Below are 23,745 nucleotides of genomic sequence, written 5' to 3'. Positions count from 1 at the left end.
TCGTCGCGTAGTGTTTCAGAGCCCGGCATCGGAACGGGGCGCGGGACAGACACCGCGCGGTCACTACGGGGGAGCTGGGTGAACAGCAAAAATAGCCGCACGATGACGTCGGCACCTGCCCGACATCTTCAACGGATATTCGTATGCGGGATGCTCATCGTCCTGTCGGGTTGCAGATGGCATCCGAAGGGTGTCCTGACGCCGGTCGCAGACACGTCTTTCAAATCCAGTCGCGTCGATATGCTGATCACGACGACGCGCAGCCGGTCTGCGATCCCCGGCGAGATGTTTAGCGGCGAACGCGCCCGCGCTCCGGCCTTCGCCGACATCACCGTGTCCATCCCTCCAGCGAGCGCCCGAAAGGTCGGGGACGTCGCCTGGCCAAACAAGCTGCCTTCCAATCCGGCGACAGATTTCGCGGTGCTGAAGGCGGAAGAGGTGGACGTGAACGCCGCCAAGGCCAGGCTCAGTGCCTCTGTCAGCTCGACGCGCTCGGCGGTAAAAATACTTCGCGGCCGAAGCGGCCGCCAGACTGTCGGCTCGGGTCGGATCCGCACTGCAGGAAATAGACGACAGGCGCAATCGGTCTGACTTGAGGCAAATGCCCGAAAATAGAGAAACACGATGGAAATGTTGCTTTCAAAGGGAATGTTCGCGTTCATCCGAATGGCCGTTGCCGGCGTTGTCATTGCGGTCGGCGTTCTTCTGGTTTCTCCGTCGGCCTTCGCGCAGGCGGTGGCTCCGGACGCGGCGCAGGCGGAGAAAGTTCGGCGCTTTCTCGAACTGGTCGACGATCCGCAGGTGCGATCCTGGTTGCTGAGCGCCAATCCTGCCGCCACGGCTTCGGCCCCTGCAGCAATACCGGAGGGGCCGAGCGTCTCGTATGCCGAATTCGCGACGAGGTTCCGCGCCCACGCCGCCGACCTGCTGGAGGGTGTCCGCTCGTTTCCGTCGGAAACCGGAGGTGCGGCCGCCGTCCTGCAGCGCGAGCTCGACTCGAGCCAGAGCGCGCGACCGATCTTCTTCGTTCTTGCTTTCGTCGCTGCCGGTTTGGCGGCTCAATGGAGCTTCCGGTGGATCAGCAGGGGCTGGCGCGCATGGATCGCATCGGGTCAGCTTCTGACCGTGCGCTGCAGGCTCGCCGCAATCTCCGCAAGACTGCTGTGGTCGACATGCTATGTGCTGGCCTTCGCCCTCGGCAGCATCGGCTTCTTCCTCGCCTTCGAATGGCCGCCGCTCGTCCGTGAGATCGTCGTCGGCTACCTGTTCGCGGTGATGATCTTCCGGCTCGCGGGCGTCGCTTTCGATTTCCTGCTTGCGCCGTCCGGATCGGGTAATTTCGCCGATGCGCAGCGTTTCCGCGTCGTCCCCATCACCGACCAGGCCGCGGCCCATTGGACAAGGCGGCTCGGCTATGCGGTGGGATGGTTCGCCTTCGGTTCGGTGACGGTGCATCTTCTCGTAACTCTCGGCTTTTCGGAACCCGCCCGGCAGGTGGCGGCATACGCGCTCGGGATTGTTCTCCTCGTTCTCGGCATCGAGGCGGTTTGGCGGCGTCCGGTGACGCTCCAACCGACGGATCAGGCAAGTCGCTTCGGCCGCATCGGCCAACATGCGCGCAACTGGCTGTGGACGGTTTACTTCACCGCGCTCTGGCTTCTGTGGGTGGCAGGGGCCATGAAGCTGTTCTGGATCGCCGTCGTCGCCGCGGCACTACCCGGCGCGATTGCCCTGACACGGGCGGCGGTCGACAATTTTCTGCAGGGCAGCATCCCCGATTCGGAGGAGAAGACCAGGCCGGGTGTCGTCTCGGTCATGGTTGAACGGGGAATTCGCGCGGCGCTCATCGTCGGTGCTATCATTCTGCTGGCGGACGTCCTCGACGTTAATCTGACCTCGATCGCCGCCCAGGATACCGGGGCCTTGCGGCTGATGCGCGGAGCGCTGAGTGCCGGCATTATCCTGCTTGTGCTTGACCTTATCTGGAATGTCGTGAAGGTACTGATCGACAGGAAGCTTGGTGAGACGGAATCAGCGCACGAAGCCGGCAGCGAGCGGGAGCGGCGGCGGGCCCGGATCAGAACGCTCCTGCCGATCCTGAAGAATGTCCTGATGATCCTGTTCGTCGCAGTCGCGATCATGATGGCGTTGTCGTCGCTCGGCGTCGAGATCGCGCCCCTGATCGCCGGGGCAGGGGTCGTCGGCGTCGCCATCGGCTTCGGCGCGCAGACCGTTGTCAAGGACATCATCAGCGGCATGTTCTACCTGCTCGATGATGCCTTCCGGGTTGGAGAATACATATCAAGCGGCAGCTACAAGGGCACCGTCGAGTCGTTCAGCCTAAGGTCGGTGAAGTTGCGCCATCATCGCGGCGCGATCTATATCGTTCCGTTCAGCGAGCTTGGCGCGGTCCAGAACCTCAGCCGCGACTGGGTCGTCGAAAAGCTCACGGTCACGGTCGGTTACGATACCGACGTCGACAAGGCGCGCAAGATTATCAAGAAGATCGGACAGGAACTGCTCGTCGATCCGGAACTGGCTCCGATCACCATCGAGCCCCTCAAGATGCAGGGCATCGACAGTCTCGGCGACTCGGGCCTGATCCTGCGGATGAAGTTCACGACTGTTCCTGGCGAGCAGTTCACCCTGAAGCGGCGGGCGCTGATGATGATCAACAAGGCCTTTCACGACAATGATATCAAGCCGGCCTTTCCGACGGTTCAAGTTGCAGGCGACAGGGGACAGGACGTCGCCGCGGCGGCCCAGCAGGCCTTGGCCAAACACAATGAGGCAATCGCGGCTGCGTCGACCTGAGCGCAGGGCGACAGGCGAAGGGTCTGCCATAGGAGGCGCGAAAATCTTTGGGAGTCAGCATTTGGGCGCATTCCGAAAGCGGTTTCGGATGCTCAGGATCGGATCCCCAGCCATCATTTTGTGTGATCGCAGATTGCTACGAACTAGAATGACGTTCGCGCCAGCGCCGCGTGGGAAAATCCAACCAAATAGCTGAAAAAACTGCAGAATTACTGGGAATACTTAGTACAGCGAGAAGAAGCGTTACAGGCCTAAATTGCGCCTGCCTGGGATCTTGGATCCTCACATGATTTCAATGGCCTATCAAAATCGCCTTGAAATTCCCTCTGTTTTCCCATCGCGAGCGACCGTGGATCCCAGCTTTGTGCCTGGCTTTGGGCCTCAGTCAACAGGAGGGATCTTGCGGCAATTATTTTCGCTTTTGGGGTCCCAACTTTCCTCTAGCGATCACCGCGCGTTTCTCCGCCTTGCGTCCCAATCTGCCGTTGCCATGCGATGTTTCATCTCGAGAAGCAGACGTTGTCTTTGTGCGACCAATCCATGCAACCTTCCAGCTTCGCGGTGCGCGCGACGGCAACCGCGAACGGGGCATTGGAAATGCGGCCTGAAATATTCTGCGTGGAGGTCCGTGCTCGGAAGCCGATCATGGCAAGGCTTTGAAATCCGACCTTTGATAGCCATTAACTGGGGTCTGCAGTCCCTTGGGCGCGATCACCTCAACCTTGTCGCCCCATTGATAGAGATGCCAGTCATCTCGAGCCATCCCGATCCCTTGAACCAGCTTGCCCTGCCGCGCCATCGTTCGCCAGGTGGACAAGTGGTTTGGGTTCAAACCATGCCGCTCTGCCACTTCTTTCACCATCGCACCAGGCCGAAGGCTCTCCGAAACGATCTGCGCCTTGACCTCGTCCGGCCATTGCCGGTGAACCTCACGTCCAGACTTTCTGGTCGTGAGAACCTCCAATGTAGTCTCCATGGAGAATCCCCGTCGCTTGTCCATGGAAAGGCGATCACAGATTAGGGCGGCAAGGACAACGTGGGAGCAGAACATGCTCGAAGAGTTTTTGAAGCTGATCCTTCGTCGACATGACTTCCCTCGGATCTGTCTTCAGTTCGGCCAGGCGCAGGTTGAGTTTTCGGCCAATCATCTGCGCCTTTTTATGATCGGAACAATGAAGGCTCAGTGAAAGCCGGCCGCCTAGACGGCACCTGACAAATGAAGTGGGAACACGTGCGCACCAGTAAAAGATATTGCCGCGGCGAATAAGGTTCTCGACGTCGTGGCGGACCGCCATGGGAAAGTTGCCCTTGCCTGCCACCTGCGACGCCGCTACGCAGTTTTCGCGTCGGCATCACCTGTGGGCTACAGTTCTGGGCATCAGGTCGCCAATGATGCCAAAACGATATCCGGCACGACTGGAAAATCAAGGAATTAAAGGGATTTAGAGAGAATTGGCTGGGGAACCTGGATTCGAACCAAGATCGACGGAGTCAGAGTCCGCTGTTCTACCATTGAACTATTCCCCAGCAGCGTGCGGCCGGCAAAGCGGCTCCGCTGGTGTGCGGCGCTTATAAACAAAAGCCGGAGGAATGCAAATACCTGTTTGGAAAAATTTCCACACCCTGATCGGGTGAGGTTGAGCAGGTCTCTATTTTTGAATCCAAAAAGAATTTGGCGATTTTGCATCGCGCTGGTATTCTCGCGGCAACGCAAAAATCTAATGAGCGCCTGCTGCATACCGTCATGGACTTGCGCGGCGCGTGGAAAACGAAACGTGGAAGACCCCGAAGGCGGCGCAAAGCCGCAATTTGACGGGGCGTCAGCGGCAGTGCGCAGGGACGGCAAGAAATCCCGGCGCCGCAAGGGCAAACGGGGCGACCAGCCCCGCAACGCGCCTCATGCCGCTTCGCAGGCCTCCTCCGAGACATCCGGAGAGGCAGCGCGCCCGATGGAAGCTGCGGCCGGGAACCCGGCCCGCAAGCGCAAACGCCGCCGCCGCAGTAACGGCGGCCAGCGCCGTGACGACGCATCCCCAGCGATCCAGCAGCATGAAAAGCCGGCTCCAGTCGCGCGGACAGATGGTGAGGCTTCGTCCAGCCGCCGCAACCGGCGCAAGCACCGCGGAAAACGCGGCCTGCAGGGACGACCACTGGCGCCCGGCAAGGCCGTCGATCAGCCAGCGATCGCGGCCGAGCTTACTGCCACTGCCAAGAATTCCGCCATTGCGAGAGCTCCAGCTATCGCGAAAGCCCCAGTGATCGCAAAAGCCAATGGGCATTCCGAGCCTCGAGACGATGGCTTCAATCGCAGCGGCCGGCCGCCTGAACGCGAGCGCCGCGATCGCGCCGGCGAGCATCCCTGGCCGGACGAACTCTATGCCGCGCTTGACCTCGGCACGAACAACTGCCGCCTGCTCATTGCCCAACCCACCCGGCCGGGCCAGTTCCGCGTCGTCGATGCCTTTTCGCGAATCGTCCGCCTCGGCGAGGGGCTTGCTGCCAGTGGCCGCCTTTCCAGCGAGGCGATGGACCGCGCCGTCGATGCGCTGCGTGTCTGCGCCTCAAAGCTCAAGAGCCGCGAGATCCGCCGCATGCGGCTGATCGCTACCGAAGCCTGCCGTCAGGCCGCAAACGGCGACATCTTCCTTGAGCGCGTCGTGGCGGAAACCGGCCTCGAACTCGAAATCATCGACCGCGAAACCGAAGCGCGCCTTGCCGTATCCGGCTGCTCGTCACTGGTCGGCCGCGAAACACGTTCAGTCGTGCTTTTCGATATCGGCGGCGGTTCCTCGGAAATCGCTGTGATCCGTATCGGCGAGAGCCGCTTCAGCCGCCTTGCCAATCACATCACCCACTGGACCTCGCTGCCGGTCGGCGTCGTCACGCTGTCCGAGCGCCATGGCGGGCAACATGTAACACCCGAGAGCTTCGAGACCATGGTGTCGGAAGTGGGCGGCATGCTTGCGCGCTTCGACTGCCCAGAAATTGAGATCGCACATTCGGGCGACTTTCACCTGATCGGCACGTCCGGCACGGTAACGACGCTGGCTGGCGTCCACCTCGACCTGCCGCGCTACGACCGCCGCAAGGTGGATGGCATCTGGCTTTCGGATGACGAGGTCTCGGCCATGCAGGCGAAGCTCCTCTCCTGGGATTTCGAAAGCCGCGCCGCCAATCCCTGCATCGGGCCGGACCGCGCCGATCTGGTGCTCGCCGGCTGCGCCATTCTGGAGGCGATCCGCCGCCGCTGGCCGAGCCCGCGCATGCGCGTTGCCGATCGCGGCTTGAGGGAAGGCCTCTTGACCGACATGATGGCGGACGACGGCGTCTGGCGGCGTCATCGAAACCGCCGCGGCCAGCGCGCAAGGTAGGAATGAATGACAAAGGCACCGATCGCAGGCAACCGCACCGGCCGCAAGCTCGGCCAGCGCGTCAAGAAAAAGAAGCTCAAGGCCTCATCGCGCCAGTGGCTGCAGCGCCATATCAACGATCCTTACGTGCAGCGCGCGCAGCTCGAAGGCTATCGGGCCCGCGCTGCCTTCAAGCTGCTGGAGATCGACGAGAAGCACAATATCCTCAAAGGCGCCCGCCGCATCATCGATCTCGGGGCCGCACCGGGCAGCTGGTCGCAGATCGCCGCCAAGGTGACCGGCTCGACCGACGAGGATATCCGCGTTGCGGCCATCGATTTCCTGGAAATGGCGCCGCTTCCCGGCGTGAAGATCCTGCAGCTCGATTTTCTTGATCCGGAAGCGCCGGCGAAACTGATGGAAGCGGTCGGCGGCACGCCGGACCTGGTGATGTCCGACATGGCGGCCCCCACCACCGGCCACCACCGCACCGACCATTTGCGCACGATGCATCTCTGCGAAGTGGCGGCGCACTTTGCCGTTGAGGTTCTGGGCGACGGCGGCCATTTCCTCGCCAAGACCTTTCAGGGCGGCACGGAGCGCGAATTGCTGAACATGCTGAAACAGCATTTCCGCCAGGTTGTGCACGTCAAGCCCGCTTCCTCGCGTGCCGAATCGGTCGAGATGTTCCTGCTGGCGAAGGGCTTTAAAGGCCGCAAGTCGGCCACCAACGTTGCGGAAGCTTGATCTTTGGTATCGTCTATGGCGATGATGACGGCTTACAGGATTGGAATGCCGCGACCTCATGCTTCTCTATGTCACTCTCGGAACCAACGACATCGAACGCGCCCGGCGCTTCTATGACGCCGTGCTGCCGGTGCTCGGTTACAAGCTACAACGTCTCTCGGACGAAGAAATCGGTTACTCCGCCGACGGCGACACGCGGTCGCGCCTGTGGATCGTCACGCCATTCAATCGCCGCCGCGCCACCGGCGGCAATGGTTCCATGGTGGCACTCAGCGCCGAAACTCGCGCGGATGTCGATGCATTCTATGCGGCGGCACTTGCGGAAGGCGGTACTGATGACGGTAAGCCCGGCTTGCGCTCCTACCACGCGAATTTCTACGCCGCCTATGTCCGCGATCCAGACGGCAACAAGCTTGCCGCCGTCTGCGAAAGTCCGGAATAGCCGCTACTTCACGGCCTGCTGCTCGGCCTCGATGGCCGGCCCGACCCGCTTGGCGCCACGGCCGGAAACCAGTGCTCCTGCATTCCTGTCCATGAGGATGAAGGGGATCATCGCCACGACCGTCAGTCCGGCGATGACGTAGAAGGCCAGGTGGAAGTCGGCGACTTGCAGCGCCTCGCCGCGGAAATAGATGGACGTCTCGAGGATCGCTGCTGCCAGGGCAACGCCGAGTGCGAGGCTGATCTGCTGCATCGCCGAACTCATCGAGGTTGCCTGGCTTGCCTCCTTGTCGTCAATGTCCGCAAAGGCGAGCGCGTTCACGCCGGTGAACATGAAGGAGCGTGAGAAGCCGCCAACGAGCAGCACCGCGATGATGACGAGATGCGGCGTTGCGGGCGTGAAGAAGCCCGTTGCGATTGTAACGATAGTCGTGACCGCGGCTGCCGAAAGAAGCGTTGTGCGGAAGCCGGTAGCGGCGAAAACGCGCCGCGCCATGAATTTGGTGGTGATTGCGCCGATTGCGCCGGAAAAAGTGATGAGGCCGGACTGGAACGGTGTCAGGCCAAAGCCGAGCTGCAGCATGAGCGGAGTCAGGAAGGGCATGGCGCCGATGCAGATGCGAAACAGGTTGCCGCCCGTCGTCGCAGTGCGGAAGGTCGGGTTACGGAAGAGGTTCAAGTTCAGGATCGGGGCCGGATGGCGCTTGGCGTGACGCACATAGAGATAGCCGCAAAGGAAGCCGATCAAGGTGGACGTGACGCCGATCGCCGGCGGTAGTGCCGGAAGGCTGACGACCGAAAGGCCGAAAACGACACCAGCGGCGGAAAGCGCGGTCAGCATGAAGCCGGTGAAATCCAGTTTCGGCGGCATCGTTACTTCAACCTCCGGCAGAAAGATTGTCGCGAGCCAGACACCGATGATGCCGACCGGCACGTTGATCAGGAAGATCCAGTGCCAGCTGAAATAAGTGGTGATAAAGCCGCCGAGCGGCGGACCGGCGAGCGGACCGACAAGGGCAGGAATCGTCAGCAGCGCCATGGCGGAAACCAGTTCGCTCCGCTGGGTGGTACGCAGGAGAACGAGGCGGCCGACCGGCGTCATCATCGCACCGCCCATGCCTTGCAGGAAGCGGGCGAAGACGAATTCGACCAGGTTTGAGGATGCCGCGCAGAAGATCGAACCGATGACGAAGACGCAAATCGCAAGCCGGAAGATGCGCTTGGCGCCGAACCTGTCCGCCATCCAGCCGCTGACCGGAACGAAGACCGCAAGCGACACCATGTAGGAGGTCAGCGCCAGCTTCAGCGTAATCGGCCCGACATGCAGGTCGTTGGCGATCGCGGGCAGGGCGGTCGAAATGACGGTGGAATCCATCTGCTCCATGAAGAGCGCGACGGCGAGTATCAGCGGAACGATGCGGTTCATAGGCAAAAGCCTTGACGACTCGGAGGTGGCGGGGAGCATGCGCTGTTTAGTCCCGGTTGCCGCCTCTGCCAATCCCCGAAACTGCTGGAGTTACACGTTCGTATCACTAGTGCGTGAGACGGCTTGCCGGACAACTTCTCCTTTCAAAATTGACATATGTTTGAGCCGCCGGGGCGAGAATCCCGGTTGCAAGAATCATCAGCGTCGGTGCGGCGACGCACCGCACACTATTGGAGGATGGATATATGGCAGCTTCTTTGGGGATGAAGCGGCGCACGCTTTTTGCCGCAGGCATCGGCCTGCTCGCTGCGCCGGTTATTTTAAGAGCAACGGCTTCAGCGGCTGTAAGCGGAGAACAAAGCAATATGAATGCAATGGCGCTGCCCGAGATCAACCAGTTCAAGCTCGGCTCCTTCAAGATCGTTGCGATCAGAGACGGCAGCAATGTTCTGGACAAGCCCTTCGAAACTTTCGGGACAAACCAGGATCCCGAAGTGGTCAGGAAGTTGCTCGGCGACAATTTCCTGCCGGCGGAGAAATTCGTGAACAGCTATGCGCCGGCGCTGATCGATACCGGCTCGGACGTCGTTCTGGTCGACACTGGCTTCGGTGCCGCCGGCCGCGAGCGGGGCCTCGGCAAGCTGCAGGACAGCCTCAAGGCTGCGGGCTATTCGGCCGACGACGTTACCGTCGTCGCGCTGACCCATATGCACGGCGATCACATCGGCGGCCTCATGGAAAACGGCGCTCCGGCCTTCAAGAATGCGCGCTACGTGGCAGGTCAGGCGGAATACGATTTCTGGTCCAGCAAGGCGCGTGAGGGAACGCCGGCCGAAGGCGGTCACAAGGCTGTTCTATCCAATGTCGTTCCGCTCGCCGAAAAGACCACCTTCATCAAGGAAGGCGATTCGATCGTGAGCGGCGTGACCGCGATGCTGGCGCCAGGTCATACGCCGGGCCACATGATTTTCCATGCCGAATCGGATGGCAAGCGGATCGTCTTTGCCGGCGACACCGCCAACCACTACATCCTGTCGCTCCTCTATCCCGAATGGGAGGTTCGCTTCGACATGGACAAGGCGCAGGCCGCTGCCTCGCGCAAGAAGGTCTTCGATATGATCGCGACCGACAAGGCGGCCTTCCTCGGCTACCATATGCCGTTCCCTGCCGTCGGCTTCGCGGTGAAGGAGGGAACGGGCTACCGTTTCGTGCCGAAAACCTACCAGTTCGACATCTGATCCCAGGCGCATGGCAGCCATTCCACGCCCGGTGCATGCGCCGGGCGTTTTGCTATTCCCTTCCTCTCACAGACGTGTTACGAGCCCTCGCCAACTTCCAAAGCAACCCTTGCACACCACCGGTGCGGACGATTCGTTCCGGGTGGGTCGCATTTTTCTCGATTGAAGGAAATTGGCCATGGCTCGCATCATAGAAACGGCAACCGGAGCGGACGCGCTCACCTTCGACGACGTGCTCCTGCAGCCCGGTCACTCCGAGGTCATGCCTGGTCAGACGAACATCGCAACGCGCATCGCAACCGATTTCGACCTGAACATCCCGATCCTCTCCTCGGCAATGGACACCGTCACTGAGAGCCGATTGGCGATCGCCATGGCGCAGGCCGGCGGTCTCGGCGTCATTCATCGCAATCTGACCCCGATCGAGCAGGCCGAGCAGGTCCGGCAGGTCAAGAAGTTCGAGAGCGGCATGGTTATCAATCCGGTGACGATCGGCCCGGATGCGACGCTCGCCGAAGCTTTGTCGCTGATGAAGACGCACGGTATTTCCGGCATTCCGGTCGTTGAAAAGTCCGGCCGCCTCGTCGGCATCCTGACGAACCGCGACGTCCGCTTTGCTTCCGAACCGGCGCAGAAGATTCACGAGCTGATGACGCGGGACCTCATCACAGTGAAGGAGAATGTCGACCAGCAGGAGGCCAAGCGCCTGCTGCATTCGCACCGCATCGAAAAGCTGCTCGTCGTGGATCCGGAAGGCCGCTGCGTTGGCCTCATCACCGTCAAGGATATCGAAAAGTCGCAGCTGAACCCGAATGCTTCCAAGGATGCGCAGGGCCGTCTTCGCGCTGCTGCCGCCATCAGCGTCGGCGATGATGGCTTTGAGCGCGCCGAGCGCCTGATCGAAGCCGGTGTCGATCTGCTCGTGGTCGATACCGCGCACGGCCATTCGCAGCGTGTTCTCGACGCCGTCACCCGCGTCAAGAAACTGTCCAACTCGGTCCGCGTCATGGCCGGCAACGTCGCGACCTCGGATGGCACCAAGGCGCTGATCGATGCCGGCGCGGATGCCGTCAAGGTCGGCATCGGCCCGGGCTCCATCTGCACGACGCGCATTGTCGCCGGTGTCGGCGTGCCGCAGCTCGCTGCCATCATGTCGGCTGTCGAAGCCGCACGTGCCCAAGATATTCCGGTGATCGCCGACGGCGGCATCAAGTTCTCCGGCGACCTTGCCAAGGCGATCGCTTGCGGCGCGTCGGCTGTCATGGTCGGCTCGCTGCTCGCCGGCACCGATGAAAGCCCGGGCGAAGTTTACCTCTATCAGGGCCGCTCTTTCAAAGCCTATCGCGGCATGGGTTCCGTCGGTGCCATGGCGCGCGGTTCGGCGGACCGCTATTTCCAGGCGGAAGTCCGCGACACGCTGAAGCTTGTGCCGGAAGGCATCGAAGGCCAAGTGCCGTATAAGGGGCCCGTATCGGGCGTCCTGCACCAGCTCACAGGAGGACTGAGGGCGGCCATGGGTTATGTCGGCGGCAGGGATATCAAGGAGTTCCAGGAACGCGCGACCTTTGTGCGCATCTCCGGCGCCGGCCTTCGCGAAAGCCATGCCCACGATGTGACGATCACCCGCGAGAGCCCAAACTATCCGGGCGTAGGCGCCTGATCATGACTGCGGGTAGCCGGATACCATCTTGGATGATCGGGCTGCTCGCCATTCTCTGCCTTTCAGTATTGGCATGGACGACCTTCGGCTTCGTCCTGCCTTTCCAGCATGAAACCGGCGAAGCGGTTCTCGATACCTATTTCACCGGCTATGATCAGCCCACGGTTGCCGCCATGCAGAAGCTGCTGAGCGAGAACGACGTCGCGCAGGCGCTGCTGCGCGGCATGTATCTCGGCCCGGAGCTCGTCCTTCCTGCGCTGGTGACGATGCTGCTCTTCGCGATTGTCCTGAAGCTCCAGCCAGGCGGCAGCTATTTCGGCAAGCCGATGCATCCAGCCTTGATCAAGGCGATCTATGCCCTGCCGTTCATCTACGGCCTTGCCGATTATGCCGAGAATATCTCCAGCCTGATTGCCTTCGGCGACGACAACGCCGCTTCATCCGCCGCGGCGTTGCTGCCTTGGATGACAAAGCTGAAATTCGCAGCACTCGTCGTCTCGGCAATCGTCATCCTTCGCTTCCTTCTGATCCGTCTCTCACCCGGCGATATCGACCGGCGATAGGCTGGCAAGTGCCGGGATTTTCCTCTACTGCTTTGAAAAATATGAGAGAAGCCGCGAAGGAGACACCATGGCCGGCTACGAGATGTTCTGGCCCATCATCGCCCATGTCGCGCTGGTCTATGGCCTCTTCATACTGCTCAGCGTCCGCCGCCGGAAGGCGGTGCAGGCGGGCAAGGCGCGGCTTTCGGACTATCGCGAAAACCGCAGCGAGCCGCCGGAAAGCCTCTTCGTCAAGAACAGCATCGCCAATCAGTTCGAGCTGCCGGTTCTCTTTTATGTCTGCTGCATCCTGCTTTACATCACCGAGGCCGACAATCTGGCTGCCCTCGTGCTCGCCTGGAGTTTTGTCGCTTTGCGGTACGCCCACGCGTTCGTACATGTGACAAGCAATCGCATGCGTTTCCGCAGTCCACTCTTTGCTGCGGGCTATGTGGTGCTTGCCGTCATGTGGGCGTGGCTCGCCGGCTGGATGGCGTTCAGCGGGTAACGCAGTTTTGTTCCTCGCGTTACCAGGCCCTGACCTATCTTCCCTCACTTGGCACTGAGCTGCGCAGGGAACAGGAGGTTCACATGGACAAGCCGGAAATCACGCAGGCGATGATAAACGCCTACGATGAATATACGCATCTGACGCTCGATCGCCGCAGTTTCATGGACAAGCTGACGAAGCTTGCAGGATCGGCGGGTGCTGCCGCCGTCATTGCGCCGATGCTGGCGGCGAACAAGGCAAGCGCCGAAATGGTCCCGGCCAACGACGAGCGGCTGAAGGCGGAGGACGTCATCTATCCCGGCGGCAGCGGCGAGATGAAAGGCTATCTGGTCGAGCCGAAGGACGCCTCCGGAAAGCTCGGCAGCGTCATCGTCATTCACGAAAATCGCGGCCTCAACCCGCATATCCGCGACGTCGCCCGCCGCATGGCGCTGGAAGGCTTCGTAGCGCTGGCGCCGGATCTCCTTTCGCCGCTCGGCGGCACACCGGAAAACGAAGATCAGGCGCGGGAAATGTTCAGCAAGCTTGAGGCTGCCGCGACTGTCGCGAATGCCGAAGCGAGCCTCAAATACCTGAAGACACTCCCGGTTTCGAACGGCAACGTCGGCGTTGTCGGCTTTTGCTGGGGCGGCGGGGTGGCCAACAATTTTGCGACGAAATCGCCGGAGCTGAAGGCGGCGGTCGCCTATTACGGCGCGCAGCCGAAAGCGGAAGAGGTGCCGAACATCAAGGCGGCGCTGATGCTGCATTATGCCGGTCTCGACGACCGCATCAACGCCGGCATCGATGCCTACAAGAAGGCGTTGGAGGCAAATGGCAAGAGCTTCCAGATCTTCATCTACGACGGCGCCAACCATGCCTTCAACAACGACACGTCTTCAGCACGCTATGACAAGAAAGTGGCCGATCTTGCCTGGGGCCGCACCGTCGAGTTCCTGAAGAAGAACCTTGCCTGATCAGGCGGCGGCATCGCGCGCAACGGGCGAGGCGGCAATGATCGCCCCCGCCAGCGCGTCCATCTCCTTGGCGCGGTGGCTGCTGCGCCGCCAGGCAAGTCCGATCTCGCGCGATGGCTGAGGCTCGGCGAAAGGCACGATACGGATCGAGTTGCGGCTGGTTTCCGTGGCGATCGCCATTTCCGGGATCAGTGTCATGCCCATGTCGTGCGACACCATCTGCAGCAGGGTCGCCATGGAGGTCGCACCGAAATTGACCAGGCTCCGCTTGCTGGCGCTGCAGACGGCAAGCGCCTGATCGCGCAGGCAATGGCCCTCTTCCAGAAGCAGCAACCGGTCGACATTCACCTCGTTCTCGGTGAGCGGCGACAGCAACACATTTTCGCCGTTCTCGGCGACCGCCATATAGAAGCGGTCGGTGAAGAGCGGCCGCGTGTTGATGCCTTCGATGTCGAGGGGCAGGGCGGCGATGACGGCATCTAGCCTGCCTGCCGAAAGATCGGCCATGAGCCGATCGGTCATTGCCTCCTTGAGCTCCACGTCGACGGACGGATAGGTCCGGCGCAGATGCGGAATGAACTGAGGCACGAGATAGGGTGCCACCGTCGGAATGATGCCAATGCGGATCAGCCCCTCCAGCGGGCCGCCGCCCTTCCTAGCCGTCTGCTCGAGCAGATCGACCTGCTGGAGGATTGCGCGCACATGCAGCAGAACCTCCTCGCCCTTTTGGGTAAGCATAGTGTTGGTGCGCATCCGCTCTATCAGCTTGGCGCCGAGATATTCCTCCATTTCCATGATCTGCACCGAAAGCGCCGGCTGGCTGATGTGAACCATCTCGGCGGCCCGCCCGAAATGCCGGGTGGTCGCAAGGGCATCGAAATAGCGCATCTGGCGAAGCGTCAACATGATAAGTTTTTCCGATTGATACCTTCATTAAATACGAATTGAAAATTATCGAATGTCAATGGGAGAACAATGCCGTTGGAACTCGCAGAGGGTTTTCAAAACTCACCGTAAGGAGGATTTCATGTCCGATCGCCGGCTGCCGAATAACTGATTCACAGCTTTGACTGACCAAATCGGGGCTAATCGCCCCGATTTTCACATGCTTCCGGCATCCGTTAAAATGCGAGCTTTTCGATTTACGGCGCATGAATGCCTGCGTGCCATATCGCTCGGATGCGTCGGTTTGAGCCATCTGCCGCCGCTCAACGATAAATTGTGGGAGCGATATGAGCGCGCAGGGTATGGATCGCATCGGCCTCCGCCGGAAGCCGAAGCAGGAACGCAGCATCCAGAGACTCGATCTGATCCTTGCCGCTGCCGCAGAGCTGATCGCCCAAAAAGGCGTCAGCGCCATGCGCATGACCGAGCTTGCCGCCGCCGCCAAGGTTCCGATCGGTTCAGTCTACCAGTACTTCCCGGAAAAGGCGGCGATCGTCAAAGCGCTCTTCGACCGGCATGCGGCCGCAGTCCAAGCGAAAACGGCTGCTATGTTTGCCAACGTCCAGTCCCTCGATGAAGCACTGGATCTGATCTCGGTGATGATCGACTGGTACTACGATGAATACCGCAACGACCCCACCTATCTCGGTGTCTGGATGGGAACGGAGACCGATCAGGACCTTCTGCAGCTCAATATCGACCACAGCAATCGCGTGGCCGAAATCTTCCTCGAGGCGATAAAACGCATCGCCCCGGAGATGCCGGAGGTCGACATGCAGGCGCGCACGTACCTCTTCANTCTTCCTCGAGGCGATAAAACGCATCGCCCCGGAGATGCCGGAGGTCGACATGCAGGCGCGCACGTACCTCTTCAGCCACCTGATCGGCGCGTCGATCCGCCTCGCGGTCAAGAGCGAAGAAAAGCTGGCAAAAAGGATGCTGGACGAATGGAAGCGCGTCATCCGCGCTTCGCTTTTTGCCGAGGCAGTCTGAAGCCTACCAGCTCGGCACCATATTGGCGGCCTTGAGGCGCGGATACTGCCGCGCATAACCCGTCTTCACATCCGGCTCCAGATTGTCGTCGACCACCGCGGGCGTGATGTTGTCGAGGCAGGCGGTGATATGCGCCGTGATCGCATTCATCAGCGAGATAGAAACTCCCGGGCGCTTCATGATGCCGATCTGCACCGGCGGCAGGGCAGGGAAGCCGTCAGCCTGGCTCAGCACCTTCATGCCGGTCCGCAATGCCGATTCCGGCATCACCGAAACCGCCATGCCGGCAAGCACGGCAGCGGCAACCACTGTGCATGACCAGCTTGTGAAGAGAATCTGGTGCTCGCGGCCCACGGCATCGAGCGCAGAGCAGGCGAGCTGCCGCCACTGGCAATCGCGGCGGCCGACAGCGAGCGGGACCGGCGCGTCGTCGCGGATCGGGTGGTTGGCGGAGCCGACCCAGCAGAGCGGTTCGGTTCTGACGACATCGGACATGCGTTCCCGCGGGTTATGCGTTACCAGCGCGATGTCGAGCTCGCCCTTGTGCATGCGCTCGGCCAGATCCACCGAAGGCTCGCAGACGATGTAAAGCTCGACATTCGGATGGGTCTTGGCGAAACGGCCGATGATCTCCGGCATATAGCGGTCGGCGTAGTCGTCCGGCGTACCGATGCGCAGCATGCCTTCGAGGCGGTTGTCGTCGAAAGCAGCGATCGCCTCGTTGTTGAGGCGGATGATACGGCGAGCGTAATTCAGAAGCTTCTCGCCCTCGACCGTCAGCCGGTTGCCGCGGCCGTCCTTGATGAAGAGCTGCTTGCCGAGCCGCTCTTCCAGGCGGCGCATCTGCATCGAGACGGCGGATTGCGTCTTGTAGACGCGATCCGCGGCCTTGGTAAAGCTGCCGGAATCTATGATGGCAATGAAAGTCTGCAACTGGTCAGTATCAAGAGGCGCGGACATGGGGCTCACCTATAACGATCTCTGATAATAATCATTAGAAACATTCGTTGGACTGATCAATAGGTCTTTGGCATCTTCGGGATGCAAATCAAGCAAAGTGACGGACAGACACCCTGCTGTCCCGCCTAGGTTTCAGCCCTCCTTCTTCCCGCTCAGACCTCGCGGGAGGGGCGGGCTGTTGCGCCCGAAAGAAAGGAGAGTTCGATGCGCATGATTGACCAGACAGTAGAACTCGACTGTGCCAGGCAGCCTGCGACGTTTTCCCAACGTCTCGGCGGAACCCTTGCGCCGCTGACGGCTCTCTTTCGCTCATTCCGCAATCGCAGAGCGATCAATGGCCTGAATGATCTCGATGACAATCAGTTGCGGGATATCGGCCTGACACGGGCCGACGTCACCGCCGCACTGTTGACGTCGACCTTCTTCGAGGACCCGTCGGCACATCTGACGAACTCGGCGCGCCGCCGCTGGCGCCTCGCGATATTCCGCTCCTGCGTCGATTAGGAGCGGCCAGTTTTCCCCGCAGGGTGATAGCCAATAGCCCTGCCCCTTGACCCGGTGACCGGCTTTCCCAAGCCGTCTCCGGGTTTTTTTATGTTTTGGGGGAAGGTTGGCCCTTCTTAGGTAGATAGGAGTCGAAAATAGCTTCCATGCTTTTCTGATAATTCTTCTGCACTTCCAGGCCGCTGTCGAACATGGTGTTGAGCATATTCACATAGTTCTCCGCCTGTTCCTTGGCCTCTTCCCTCGGCGGCTCCGACGCCTTTTGCGCCGCCGGCTGGTTGAGGCCGCCCATCATGTCCTGAAAGGCCTTGGCGAAAGGATTGTCGAGGAACGGATTGGCGGGAGCCTTCTTGGATTCCGGCCGCTGCGTGCTGAACATCAGCTGCATCGCCTGCGTGAACGGATTGTCGAAGATGCTCGGCTCGGGTGCCGTTTTCGGTTTCGGCGCAAAACCGGTGCTTTCCAGCCATTTCTGGATCGTCTCGCCCATCGCGGTATTGACGAAGGGGTTGACGGGCGAGGCCATCTGTCCGGTTGTTTGCTTGAAGATCCCGCCCATCAGCGTATCGGCTATCACCGGCAGCATCTGCTTGTAGATCTCCTGGCCGATGCCGGTCATCTGCGCGGCTTGTGCGGCGACGGCGCGCGAGACCTCCTTGGAGCCGAAAAGCTGGCCGAGGACATTGTTACCGTCGGAGATGCCCTCCGGCGTGAAGGCCTTCGTCATATCTTCGAAATATTTGGCATAGTTGCCGGACGCGACCGCCTGCATCAGGCCCATGAAGTCATAGGGATTGCTCGTGCTGCGTTTCAGCCCGGCGGAAAAGGCGGGCATGAGCGCCGCCATCGCCTTGGTTGCCTGTTCTTGGGCAAGATTGAACTGCTTGGAGATGGCATCCATCGCCGCGCCATTCTGTGCCTGCATCATCATGTCGAAGAGTGGCAGCATGACAGTCCTCCCCCGCTTGGTAGTGCTTGTGAATCGCCACTATAAACGGAAATGGGAATGCGCAAACGGCTTTTTGCCGAAGGCTTCAGTACTGATATTCCTCGAAGACCATCTCGACGGAGTGCTGCCAGCGGCCGTTGTAACGCGCCAGCAGGTCCTCCGCGAGCGTGGCTTTCTTCGCCATCACCTCATCGAGCGGCGACAGGAAGATGCTCTCGTCCTGGCCTTCCTTGTTCAGCCGGTTGCGCGACTTCAGACCCGCCTTCGAAATGCCGATGACCTCGCGGGCGGTCTCATAAAGGGCATGGCCGCGGAATTCGGCCCTCAGGCCCGCTGCCGGAACGGCCTCGCGAAGCACACTGACTTCGGCAAAAGTCCAGTCCCTCGTCAGTTGGTCGGCCGCATCGAGCGCCGCTTCGTCGTAAAGCAGGCCCACCCAGAAGGCCGGCAGGGCACAGATGCGGCGCCACGGGCCGCCGTCTGCACCGCGCATCTCGAGGAAGCGCTTCAGGCGAACATCGGGGAAGAGCGTCGAAAGGTGGTTCGTCCAGTCGCCCATCGTCGGCTCCCAAGCGGCAACCTCGCCCTTCAGCGCGCCGTTCATGAACTGGCGGAACGTGACGTGAGTACAGTCGTGATAGTGGCCGTCGCGGACAATGAAATACATCGGCACGTCGAGCGCCCATTCCATATAGTGATGGAAGCCGAAGTCGTCGCGGAAGGTGAAATCGAGTAGACCGGAGCGCTGGTTGTCGGTGTCTCGCCAAATGTCGCCGCGCCAGGAAAGCAGCCCGTTCGGCTTGCCTTCTGTGAAGGGCGAGGAGGCAAAGAGCGCGGTTGCCAACGACTGAAGCTTCATCGACACGCGCATCTTCTTCTGCATGTCGGCTTCGGAGGAGAAGTCGAGGTTCACCTGGATCGTGCAAGTGCGGTACATCATGTCGAGACCCTTGGTGCCAACCTTCGGCATGTAGCGGGTCATGATATCGTAGCGGGATTTTGGCATGCGCGGCGTTTCGGCGAGCGTCCATTTCGGGCTGCCGCCGATGCCGAGGAAGCGGATGCCCATCGGTTCGGCGATTTCGCGCAGCGTCGCGAGGTGCGAATTGGATTCCCTGCAGGTCTCGTGGATCGTTTCCAGCGGCGCGCCGGAAAGCTCGAACTGGCCGCCCGGCTCGATCGAGATCGCGCCCATGCCGTGCTGCTCGGAAAGGCCGATGATATTGTCGCCGTCCATGATCGGCTCCCAGCCGTTCTTCGCCTGCAGGCCCTTCAAAAGAGCTGAGATACCGGCTTCGCCGGCATAGGGAACCGGGTTGTTGCCCGCCCGAAAGAAGGCGAACTTCTCATGCTCGGTGCCGATGCGGAATTTCTCGCTCGGCTTGTTCCCCGCGGCGATATAATCGGTCAGCTCCTGCACCGAAGAAATCGGCGTCTGGTCTGTAGTATCGCGAGCCATTCAACGTAACCTGTATTCTGGGGAACGCCCGGTAGCCCGGACAATTGGAAGGGTGATTAGTGCCGCTCTCACGTATGTTGCAAGTGAAATTCTTTCAACGACGCATCAAAAAAATAGCAGGCTGTTTCAACGGAGCCTGATTTGAAGGTTAATTCCAGTCGCCGACCGCCGCCTGGATCACCGCCATGGCCGCGACCGCAGCCGTGTCGGCGCGCAGGATACGCGGCCCGAGCGGGATGGCCGTCACGAAATCCAAACCGCGCAGCCGGTTACGCTCCTCCTCCGAGAAGCCGCCTTCCGGCCCGACGAGAAGCGCAAGCTGCCTTTCTTTGATCTTTGAAAGCAGCGGCAGCGGGTTCTGCCCGGTATCGCCCTCGTCGCAGTAGACGATCCGCCGCTCCCTCGGCCAGTTGTCGAGCAGGTCGAAGAGCTTCACCGGCTCGGTGATTTCCGGGATGGCGAGGATGCCGCATTGCTCTGCGGCCTCGACGGCGTTGGCCTTCAGCTTGTCGAGATTGGTGATCTTGCCCTGAACATGTTGCGTCATGACCGGCCGCAGCACGCCTGCGCCCATCTCGACCGCCTTCTGCACGAGGTAATCCAGGCGGCCGACCTTCAGCGGCGCAAAGAGGTAGTGGAGGTCGGACGGTGCCGGCTGCGGCCGGGTCTGCTCGGTCGGCATCAGCACGATGCGCTTGCGGGTCGGAAAGGAAAGGCTTGCCTTCCACTCTCCGTCTCGGCCGTTGAACACCAGAATTTCGGCGCCGTCCGTCATGCGCAGCACATTGGCGAGATAATTGTACTGGTCGGAACTAGCCTCCACAGCGGCGCCCGGCGACAAGGAAGCATCGACGAAAAGCCGCTGCATGCGGAAATTGGCGCGCATCTCAAATAATCCCGATCAAACGAAAAGGGCGAACATAACCCAATAGAGCAACGCCGCAAGCGCGCCCGAAGCCGGAACAGTGATGATCCAGGCGGCAATAATGGTCATGAAATGCGAACGCCGCACCAGATAGCGGCGGCGCGCCTCATGAACGTTCGGATCTTCCGGTTCATCGATCGCCCAGGCCTCAGCCTTGCGGTGCATGTATTCGATACGGCGCTTGGAATTGCGCGTGTACCATTCGCGGAAGAAACCGACGCCGAAGACCGCGCCGACCGCGATATGCGTCGTGCTGACCGGCAGCCCGAACCAAGAAGCGACGATGACGGTAAAGGCCGTCGAGAGCGCGACACAATAGGCCCGCATCGGATTGAGCTTGGTGATCTGCTCGCCAACGAGATGGATGAGGCGAGGGCCGAAAAGCAGCAGGCCGACGGAAATACCAAGGGCACCGATCAGCATCACCCAGAGCGGCGCGCTGCTTTCCCCGATCACCGAAAGATCGCTCGTTGCGCGCACGATCGCCGAAAGGGGGCCGATGGCGTTCGAAACGTCGTTGGCGCCGTGCGCGAAGGAAAGCAGCGCCGCAGAGCCGATCAGCGGGAATTTGAAGAGAATGCGCAGCGAACTGTTGCGGTTTTCGAGGCCTTGCGATTGCCGTGCGACGATCGGCATTGCTGCAATCCAGGCAACGAAACAAACAAGTAGCCCCAATGCAAGGATAGTTAGCGCCGAAAATCGGCCCGGAGATGCAAGCTGCAATACCATGTAGGCTGTGAAACCGCCTGCCATCATGGCGATCAGCACTGGAACCCAGCGCCGCGCTGCGGCGACCTTGTCGTCCTGGTAGATAATAAAGGTCTTGACGAGGAAAAGCAGGCCGGCGGCGATCACACCGCCGATCAGGGGCGAGGTCATCCAGCTGGAGGAAATCTCTATCATGACCTGCCAGTTGACGGGCTGAGGCCCGACAGCGGCAATTCCGGCGCCGATCACTGCGCCGACGATCGCATGCGTGGTAGAGACCGGCGCATTCAGCCATGTCGCAAGATTGATCCAGAGCGCGGCGGCCATCAATGCCGCCATCATGATCCAGGCAAGCCGCCCTTCCGGCACCTGCACGGCATCGACGATGCTCGACGAGATCGTGCTGACCACCGCTCCACCGGCAATCGTCGCGCCGAGGACTTCGAAGATGGCCGCAATGACAAGCGCCTGCGCCATCGTCATGGCACGCGCGCCGACGGCAGCGCCGACATTGTTCGTCACGTCGTTCGCGCCGATGTTCATGGCCATGTAGGCCCCGAGCGCGGCGGCTGCAATGATGAGAACGGCACCTGGCCGGTCGAAGACGTAAACGCCCGCAAAAAGCATGGCCAAGCCAAGGAAGATCAGGCCGAGGCCCGGCGCCACCAGCTTCCGCGAGACGAACTTCGCCGCATCCTCGGCATGGGTGATCTTGTCGAGGTCCTTGTCGAGCGTTCGTTTCGTTAAAACGGGAGTGCGGCTGGGCATGCTGTTCCTTGGTCGAAGCCTGCATTAGCGCCGTTATTTCTAGCAGCGCAAGATGGCAGGAATCATTCCGCCGGAATCTGCTTGGGTAAGCTTGCCTGAAGCCGCTCAGCCATTTTACTCTTGAAGAGCAGGAAGAGATCTCGAAGCTCGGGCTCGTTGACGCGCTTGACTGCCTCGTCGCAGGAGACCCACTCGATCTTGCGCTCGCCTTTTTCCTTGAAGTTTTTGGCGATATCGGCGACTTCGAGCACATAGACCTGAACCTTGCAGGTCACCTTCAGCCCGTCCTTCAGTACCTTCGGATAGGTGTAGGAGCCGAGCGGCTCGTGCTCGACAGCGCCGCGGACGCCCCCTTCTTCAAAGGCCTCCCGGGCTGCGACCTCATAGGAGCACTTGCCGCTCATCGGCCAGCCCTTGGGAATGACCCAGCGGCCCGTATCGCGGCTCGTCATCAACAGGACCTCGGCGGCATTGACCTTCTTCTTTACCCGGTAGCAGAGCGCGGCATATTGCAGGCGCGGCGGGCGCCGGAACATCAGCTGCACATCGGAAGCCAGTCGGGCTAGGATCGTCAATTGTCGGGTCACCTTTTTGAGTCTACCTCATGAATCACTAATATAATCATCGCATGGAAAACTTGCGCGATCCATACGCCGTTCGACGGTGCGGAACACGATTGATTTCCAAATAAGGAAATTCATGACCGCTGCGCTTCGGAATCCCGCCGAATCATGTCCTGATTCCGTCGTTGCACAGGTGTTCAATATGCTCCCGGCTGACGTCTCATTCAATGCCGGGGCAATTGTTCCTCCGGATTCTTTCAAGATATGGTGGCTGTGCGTCTTCCACTGCTCAACTCTCATCTGTTGCCTAAAGTTCCCAGTAGGGAACCGGGCCATAGAGCTCGGCCAGATAGTCGATGAAGAGGCGAACCTTGGCCGGCAAAAACTGCCGGCTGGGATAGACCGCAGACAGCGCCACGTTGCGCGATCCTTCATAGGCCGGCAGCACCTGCACGAGCTTGCCGCTCTTGAGTTCCTCGCCGATATCCCAGGTGGAGCGCAGCGCGATGCCCAGCCCGGCAATCACCGCCTCGCGGATCACCTCGCTCGAATTGGTAACAAGCATGCCCTCCGGCCGCAGGGTCATCGCGCCGCCTGGACCTTCGAGCCGCCAGGCATCGTTGTTATGTGCGGGCAGGCAGCGATGGTTCTTCAGGTCCTCAATGCTTTGCAGCATCCCATGCGCTTCGAGATAGGAGGGTGCAGCACAGAGTAGGCGCCGGACCGGCGCAAGCCGTCTGGCGACGAGGCTCGAATCGGTAAGCTCGGCAATGCGGATTGCAAGGTCGAAACCGCCGCCGACGATATCGCTGAATTCATCCGTCAACACGAGGTTGATCGAAAGCTCCGGATGCGCGTCCATGAATGTCTTGAGATGCGGCGCGATATGCATGCGGCCGAACGAGGTTGGTGCCGAGATCTTCAATGTGCCGTGCATCAGCGCCGAGCGGCCGGAGATGTAATATTCCGCTTCCTCCAGACCGGCGAGGATGCCGAGCACGCGATCATAGAAACCCTGGCCGGCCTCCGTCAGCGAAATCTGCCGGGTGGTGCGTTGCAAGAGCCGTGTGCCGAGCCTGTCTTCCAGCCGTTTGATACGCTTCGACACAACGGCCGGCGAAAAGCCGAGCACACGCCCGGCAAGCGACATGCTGCCGGTCGAAACGACCTTGGCAAATATCTCGAGATCACCCAGATTTGTCATATTGGTTTTAGACTTTTTCCCTTTTGGCATAAATGCCTAGCATTTGCGCCAGTTTCGGGAAAGTGCTAAGCCGAACGGGCCG

Annotated in this window: 22 protein-coding genes, 1 tRNA gene and 1 pseudogene; 13 read left to right on the top strand and 11 right to left on the bottom strand. The window is 60.6% G+C overall.

The annotated features are described in order from the left end of the window. Positions 1 to 78 precede the first annotated feature (78 nt). Together BN1800_RS31220 and BN1800_RS31215 are read left to right on the top strand one after the other, a co-directional pair. On the top strand, positions 79 to 591 hold the full coding sequence (locus BN1800_RS31220; RefSeq protein ID WP_179213934.1) for a hypothetical protein: 513 nt from the start codon (positions 79 to 81) through the stop codon (positions 589 to 591). 57 nt (positions 592 to 648) lie between these two features. Continuing rightward, a complete protein-coding gene (locus tag BN1800_RS31215; protein ID WP_087003159.1) occupies positions 649 to 2,814 on the top strand; it encodes a mechanosensitive ion channel family protein in 2,166 nt (721 codons plus the stop codon). Between the two features lie 643 nt (positions 2,815 to 3,457). Here the strand turns inward: BN1800_RS31215 and BN1800_RS31210 are convergent. Then, a complete protein-coding gene (locus BN1800_RS31210) occupies positions 3,458 to 3,790 on the bottom strand; it encodes a transposase (RefSeq protein WP_143534182.1) in 333 nt (110 codons plus the stop codon). Positions 3,791 to 3,863: 73 nt separating this feature from the next. On the opposite strand from BN1800_RS31210, the gene BN1800_RS41665 reads away from it, so the two are divergent. Continuing rightward, on the top strand, positions 3,864 to 4,001 hold the full coding sequence (locus BN1800_RS41665) for a hypothetical protein (protein WP_179213932.1): 138 nt from the start codon (positions 3,864 to 3,866) through the stop codon (positions 3,999 to 4,001). A gap of 266 nt (positions 4,002 to 4,267) precedes the next feature. Here BN1800_RS41665 and BN1800_RS31200 read toward each other — a convergent pair. Continuing rightward, positions 4,268 to 4,341, bottom strand: a tRNA-Gln gene (locus BN1800_RS31200). A gap of 248 nt (positions 4,342 to 4,589) precedes the next feature. Between BN1800_RS31200 and BN1800_RS31195 the strand changes: the two genes are divergently transcribed. Genes BN1800_RS31195 through BN1800_RS31185 form a run of 3 tightly spaced genes read left to right on the top strand, consistent with a single transcriptional unit; the run spans position 4,590 to position 7,353 of the window. Beyond that, complete coding sequence (locus tag BN1800_RS31195) at positions 4,590 to 6,185, top strand: Ppx/GppA phosphatase family protein (RefSeq protein WP_087003108.1); 1,596 nt, start codon at positions 4,590 to 4,592, stop codon at positions 6,183 to 6,185. Between the two features lie 6 nt (positions 6,186 to 6,191). Then, positions 6,192 to 6,911, top strand: coding sequence for an RlmE family RNA methyltransferase (locus BN1800_RS31190; RefSeq protein ID WP_087003105.1), 720 nt, complete (start codon positions 6,192 to 6,194; stop codon positions 6,909 to 6,911). Between the two features lie 58 nt (positions 6,912 to 6,969). Continuing rightward, on the top strand, positions 6,970 to 7,353 hold the full coding sequence (locus BN1800_RS31185; protein ID WP_027509975.1) for a VOC family protein: 384 nt from the start codon (positions 6,970 to 6,972) through the stop codon (positions 7,351 to 7,353). A 3-nt stretch (positions 7,354 to 7,356) separates the two neighbouring features. Here BN1800_RS31185 and BN1800_RS31180 read toward each other — a convergent pair whose 3' ends face one another. Further along, positions 7,357 to 8,778, bottom strand: coding sequence for an MFS transporter (locus BN1800_RS31180; RefSeq protein ID WP_087003102.1), 1,422 nt, complete (start codon positions 8,776 to 8,778; stop codon positions 7,357 to 7,359). 245 nt (positions 8,779 to 9,023) lie between these two features. Here BN1800_RS31180 and BN1800_RS31175 point away from each other — a divergent pair, with 245 nt between their 5' ends. The 5 genes from BN1800_RS31175 (at position 9,024) to BN1800_RS31155 (ending at position 13,685) form a co-directional block, all read left to right on the top strand. After that, on the top strand, positions 9,024 to 10,016 hold the full coding sequence (locus tag BN1800_RS31175; protein ID WP_027509977.1) for an MBL fold metallo-hydrolase: 993 nt from the start codon (positions 9,024 to 9,026) through the stop codon (positions 10,014 to 10,016). A gap of 178 nt (positions 10,017 to 10,194) precedes the next feature. Continuing rightward, positions 10,195 to 11,676, top strand: a complete 1,482-nt coding sequence (guaB, locus tag BN1800_RS31170; RefSeq protein ID WP_027509978.1) for an IMP dehydrogenase — start codon at positions 10,195 to 10,197, stop codon at positions 11,674 to 11,676. Between the two features lie 2 nt (positions 11,677 to 11,678). Further along, a complete protein-coding gene (locus BN1800_RS31165) occupies positions 11,679 to 12,239 on the top strand; it encodes a hypothetical protein (protein WP_087003099.1) in 561 nt (186 codons plus the stop codon). A 67-nt stretch (positions 12,240 to 12,306) separates the two neighbouring features. Continuing rightward, complete coding sequence (locus BN1800_RS31160; protein ID WP_027509980.1) at positions 12,307 to 12,726, top strand: MAPEG family protein; 420 nt, start codon at positions 12,307 to 12,309, stop codon at positions 12,724 to 12,726. A gap of 83 nt (positions 12,727 to 12,809) precedes the next feature. After that, complete coding sequence (locus tag BN1800_RS31155; RefSeq protein ID WP_087003096.1) at positions 12,810 to 13,685, top strand: dienelactone hydrolase family protein; 876 nt, start codon at positions 12,810 to 12,812, stop codon at positions 13,683 to 13,685. On the opposite strand, the gene BN1800_RS31150 is transcribed toward BN1800_RS31155, so the two are convergent. Next, positions 13,686 to 14,591, bottom strand: a complete 906-nt coding sequence (locus BN1800_RS31150; RefSeq protein ID WP_087003093.1) for a hydrogen peroxide-inducible genes activator — start codon at positions 14,589 to 14,591, stop codon at positions 13,686 to 13,688. A gap of 326 nt (positions 14,592 to 14,917) precedes the next feature. Between BN1800_RS31150 and BN1800_RS31145 the strand changes: the two are divergent. Further along, positions 14,918 to 15,623 (top strand): annotated as a pseudogene (locus BN1800_RS31145) (TetR/AcrR family transcriptional regulator). Positions 15,624 to 15,626: 3 nt separating this feature from the next. Here the strand turns inward: BN1800_RS31145 and BN1800_RS31140 are convergent. Further along, the gene (locus BN1800_RS31140) at positions 15,627 to 16,583 is read right to left on the bottom strand and encodes a LysR substrate-binding domain-containing protein (protein ID WP_037141876.1); all 957 of its coding nucleotides are present in this window, start codon (positions 16,581 to 16,583) and stop codon (positions 15,627 to 15,629) included. 204 nt (positions 16,584 to 16,787) lie between these two features. On the opposite strand from BN1800_RS31140, the gene BN1800_RS31135 reads away from it, so the two are divergent. Then, positions 16,788 to 17,087: a DUF1127 domain-containing protein gene (locus BN1800_RS31135; RefSeq protein ID WP_087003090.1), complete on the top strand. Its 300-nt coding sequence runs from the start codon at positions 16,788 to 16,790 to the stop codon at positions 17,085 to 17,087. An 88-nt stretch (positions 17,088 to 17,175) separates the two neighbouring features. Here the strand turns inward: BN1800_RS31135 and BN1800_RS31130 are convergent, their stop codons facing one another. The 6 genes from BN1800_RS31130 to BN1800_RS31105 all read right to left on the bottom strand — a co-directional run bounded on the left by BN1800_RS31130 (position 17,176) and on the right by BN1800_RS31105 (position 23,663). Beyond that, the gene (locus BN1800_RS31130; RefSeq protein WP_027509986.1) at positions 17,176 to 18,036 is read right to left on the bottom strand and encodes a DUF937 domain-containing protein; all 861 of its coding nucleotides are present in this window, start codon (positions 18,034 to 18,036) and stop codon (positions 17,176 to 17,178) included. A gap of 85 nt (positions 18,037 to 18,121) precedes the next feature. Beyond that, complete coding sequence (locus BN1800_RS31125; protein WP_087003088.1) at positions 18,122 to 19,495, bottom strand: glutamate--cysteine ligase; 1,374 nt, start codon at positions 19,493 to 19,495, stop codon at positions 18,122 to 18,124. Positions 19,496 to 19,643: 148 nt separating this feature from the next. Further along, positions 19,644 to 20,381 carry a 16S rRNA (uracil(1498)-N(3))-methyltransferase gene (locus tag BN1800_RS31120; protein WP_027509988.1) on the bottom strand — a complete coding sequence of 246 codons (738 nt, stop codon included), beginning with the start codon at positions 20,379 to 20,381 and terminating at the stop codon, positions 19,644 to 19,646. 15 nt (positions 20,382 to 20,396) lie between these two features. Further along, positions 20,397 to 21,896, bottom strand: a complete 1,500-nt coding sequence (locus BN1800_RS31115) for an inorganic phosphate transporter (protein ID WP_087003085.1) — start codon at positions 21,894 to 21,896, stop codon at positions 20,397 to 20,399. 62 nt (positions 21,897 to 21,958) lie between these two features. Next, entirely contained in the window at positions 21,959 to 22,471 is a 513-nt protein-coding gene (locus BN1800_RS31110; RefSeq protein WP_087003082.1) for an NUDIX hydrolase, read from the bottom strand. A 295-nt stretch (positions 22,472 to 22,766) separates the two neighbouring features. Continuing rightward, entirely contained in the window at positions 22,767 to 23,663 is an 897-nt protein-coding gene (locus tag BN1800_RS31105) for a LysR family transcriptional regulator (RefSeq protein WP_087003079.1), read from the bottom strand. Between the last annotated feature and the right edge of the window lie 82 nt (positions 23,664 to 23,745).

The organism is Rhizobium sullae, assembly GCF_900169785.1.
Taxonomy (GTDB): Bacteria; Pseudomonadota; Alphaproteobacteria; order Rhizobiales; family Rhizobiaceae; genus Rhizobium; species Rhizobium sullae.
This window is presented reverse-complemented; position numbering and strand designations above follow the sequence as displayed.

Coding starts and splice junctions, on each gene's coding strand:
- BN1800_RS31175 (WP_027509977.1), top strand. CDS start 9,024: ATGGCAGCTTCTTTGGGGATGAAGCGGCGCACGCTTTTTGCCGCAGGC.
- BN1800_RS31180 (WP_087003102.1), bottom strand. CDS start 8,778: ATGAACCGCATCGTTCCGCTGATACTCGCCGTCGCGCTCTTCATGGAG.
- BN1800_RS31210 (WP_143534182.1), bottom strand. CDS start 3,790: ATGGAGACTACATTGGAGGTTCTCACGACCAGAAAGTCTGGACGTGAG.
- BN1800_RS31115 (WP_087003085.1), bottom strand. CDS start 21,896: ATGCCCAGCCGCACTCCCGTTTTAACGAAACGAACGCTCGACAAGGAC.
- BN1800_RS31105 (WP_087003079.1), bottom strand. CDS start 23,663: ATGACAAATCTGGGTGATCTCGAGATATTTGCCAAGGTCGTTTCGACC.
- BN1800_RS31190 (WP_087003105.1), top strand. CDS start 6,192: ATGACAAAGGCACCGATCGCAGGCAACCGCACCGGCCGCAAGCTCGGC.
- BN1800_RS31185 (WP_027509975.1), top strand. CDS start 6,970: ATGCTTCTCTATGTCACTCTCGGAACCAACGACATCGAACGCGCCCGG.
- BN1800_RS31125 (WP_087003088.1), bottom strand. CDS start 19,495: ATGGCTCGCGATACTACAGACCAGACGCCGATTTCTTCGGTGCAGGAG.
- BN1800_RS31130 (WP_027509986.1), bottom strand. CDS start 18,036: ATGCTGCCACTCTTCGACATGATGATGCAGGCACAGAATGGCGCGGCG.
- BN1800_RS31135 (WP_087003090.1), top strand. CDS start 16,788: ATGCGCATGATTGACCAGACAGTAGAACTCGACTGTGCCAGGCAGCCT.
- BN1800_RS31165 (WP_087003099.1), top strand. CDS start 11,679: ATGACTGCGGGTAGCCGGATACCATCTTGGATGATCGGGCTGCTCGCC.
- BN1800_RS31140 (WP_037141876.1), bottom strand. CDS start 16,583: ATGTCCGCGCCTCTTGATACTGACCAGTTGCAGACTTTCATTGCCATC.
- BN1800_RS31155 (WP_087003096.1), top strand. CDS start 12,810: ATGGACAAGCCGGAAATCACGCAGGCGATGATAAACGCCTACGATGAA.
- BN1800_RS31160 (WP_027509980.1), top strand. CDS start 12,307: ATGGCCGGCTACGAGATGTTCTGGCCCATCATCGCCCATGTCGCGCTG.
- BN1800_RS31215 (WP_087003159.1), top strand. CDS start 649: ATGTTCGCGTTCATCCGAATGGCCGTTGCCGGCGTTGTCATTGCGGTC.
- BN1800_RS31120 (WP_027509988.1), bottom strand. CDS start 20,381: ATGCGCGCCAATTTCCGCATGCAGCGGCTTTTCGTCGATGCTTCCTTG.
- BN1800_RS31150 (WP_087003093.1), bottom strand. CDS start 14,591: ATGTTGACGCTTCGCCAGATGCGCTATTTCGATGCCCTTGCGACCACC.
- guaB (WP_027509978.1), top strand. CDS start 10,195: ATGGCTCGCATCATAGAAACGGCAACCGGAGCGGACGCGCTCACCTTC.
- BN1800_RS41665 (WP_179213932.1), top strand. CDS start 3,864: ATGCTCGAAGAGTTTTTGAAGCTGATCCTTCGTCGACATGACTTCCCT.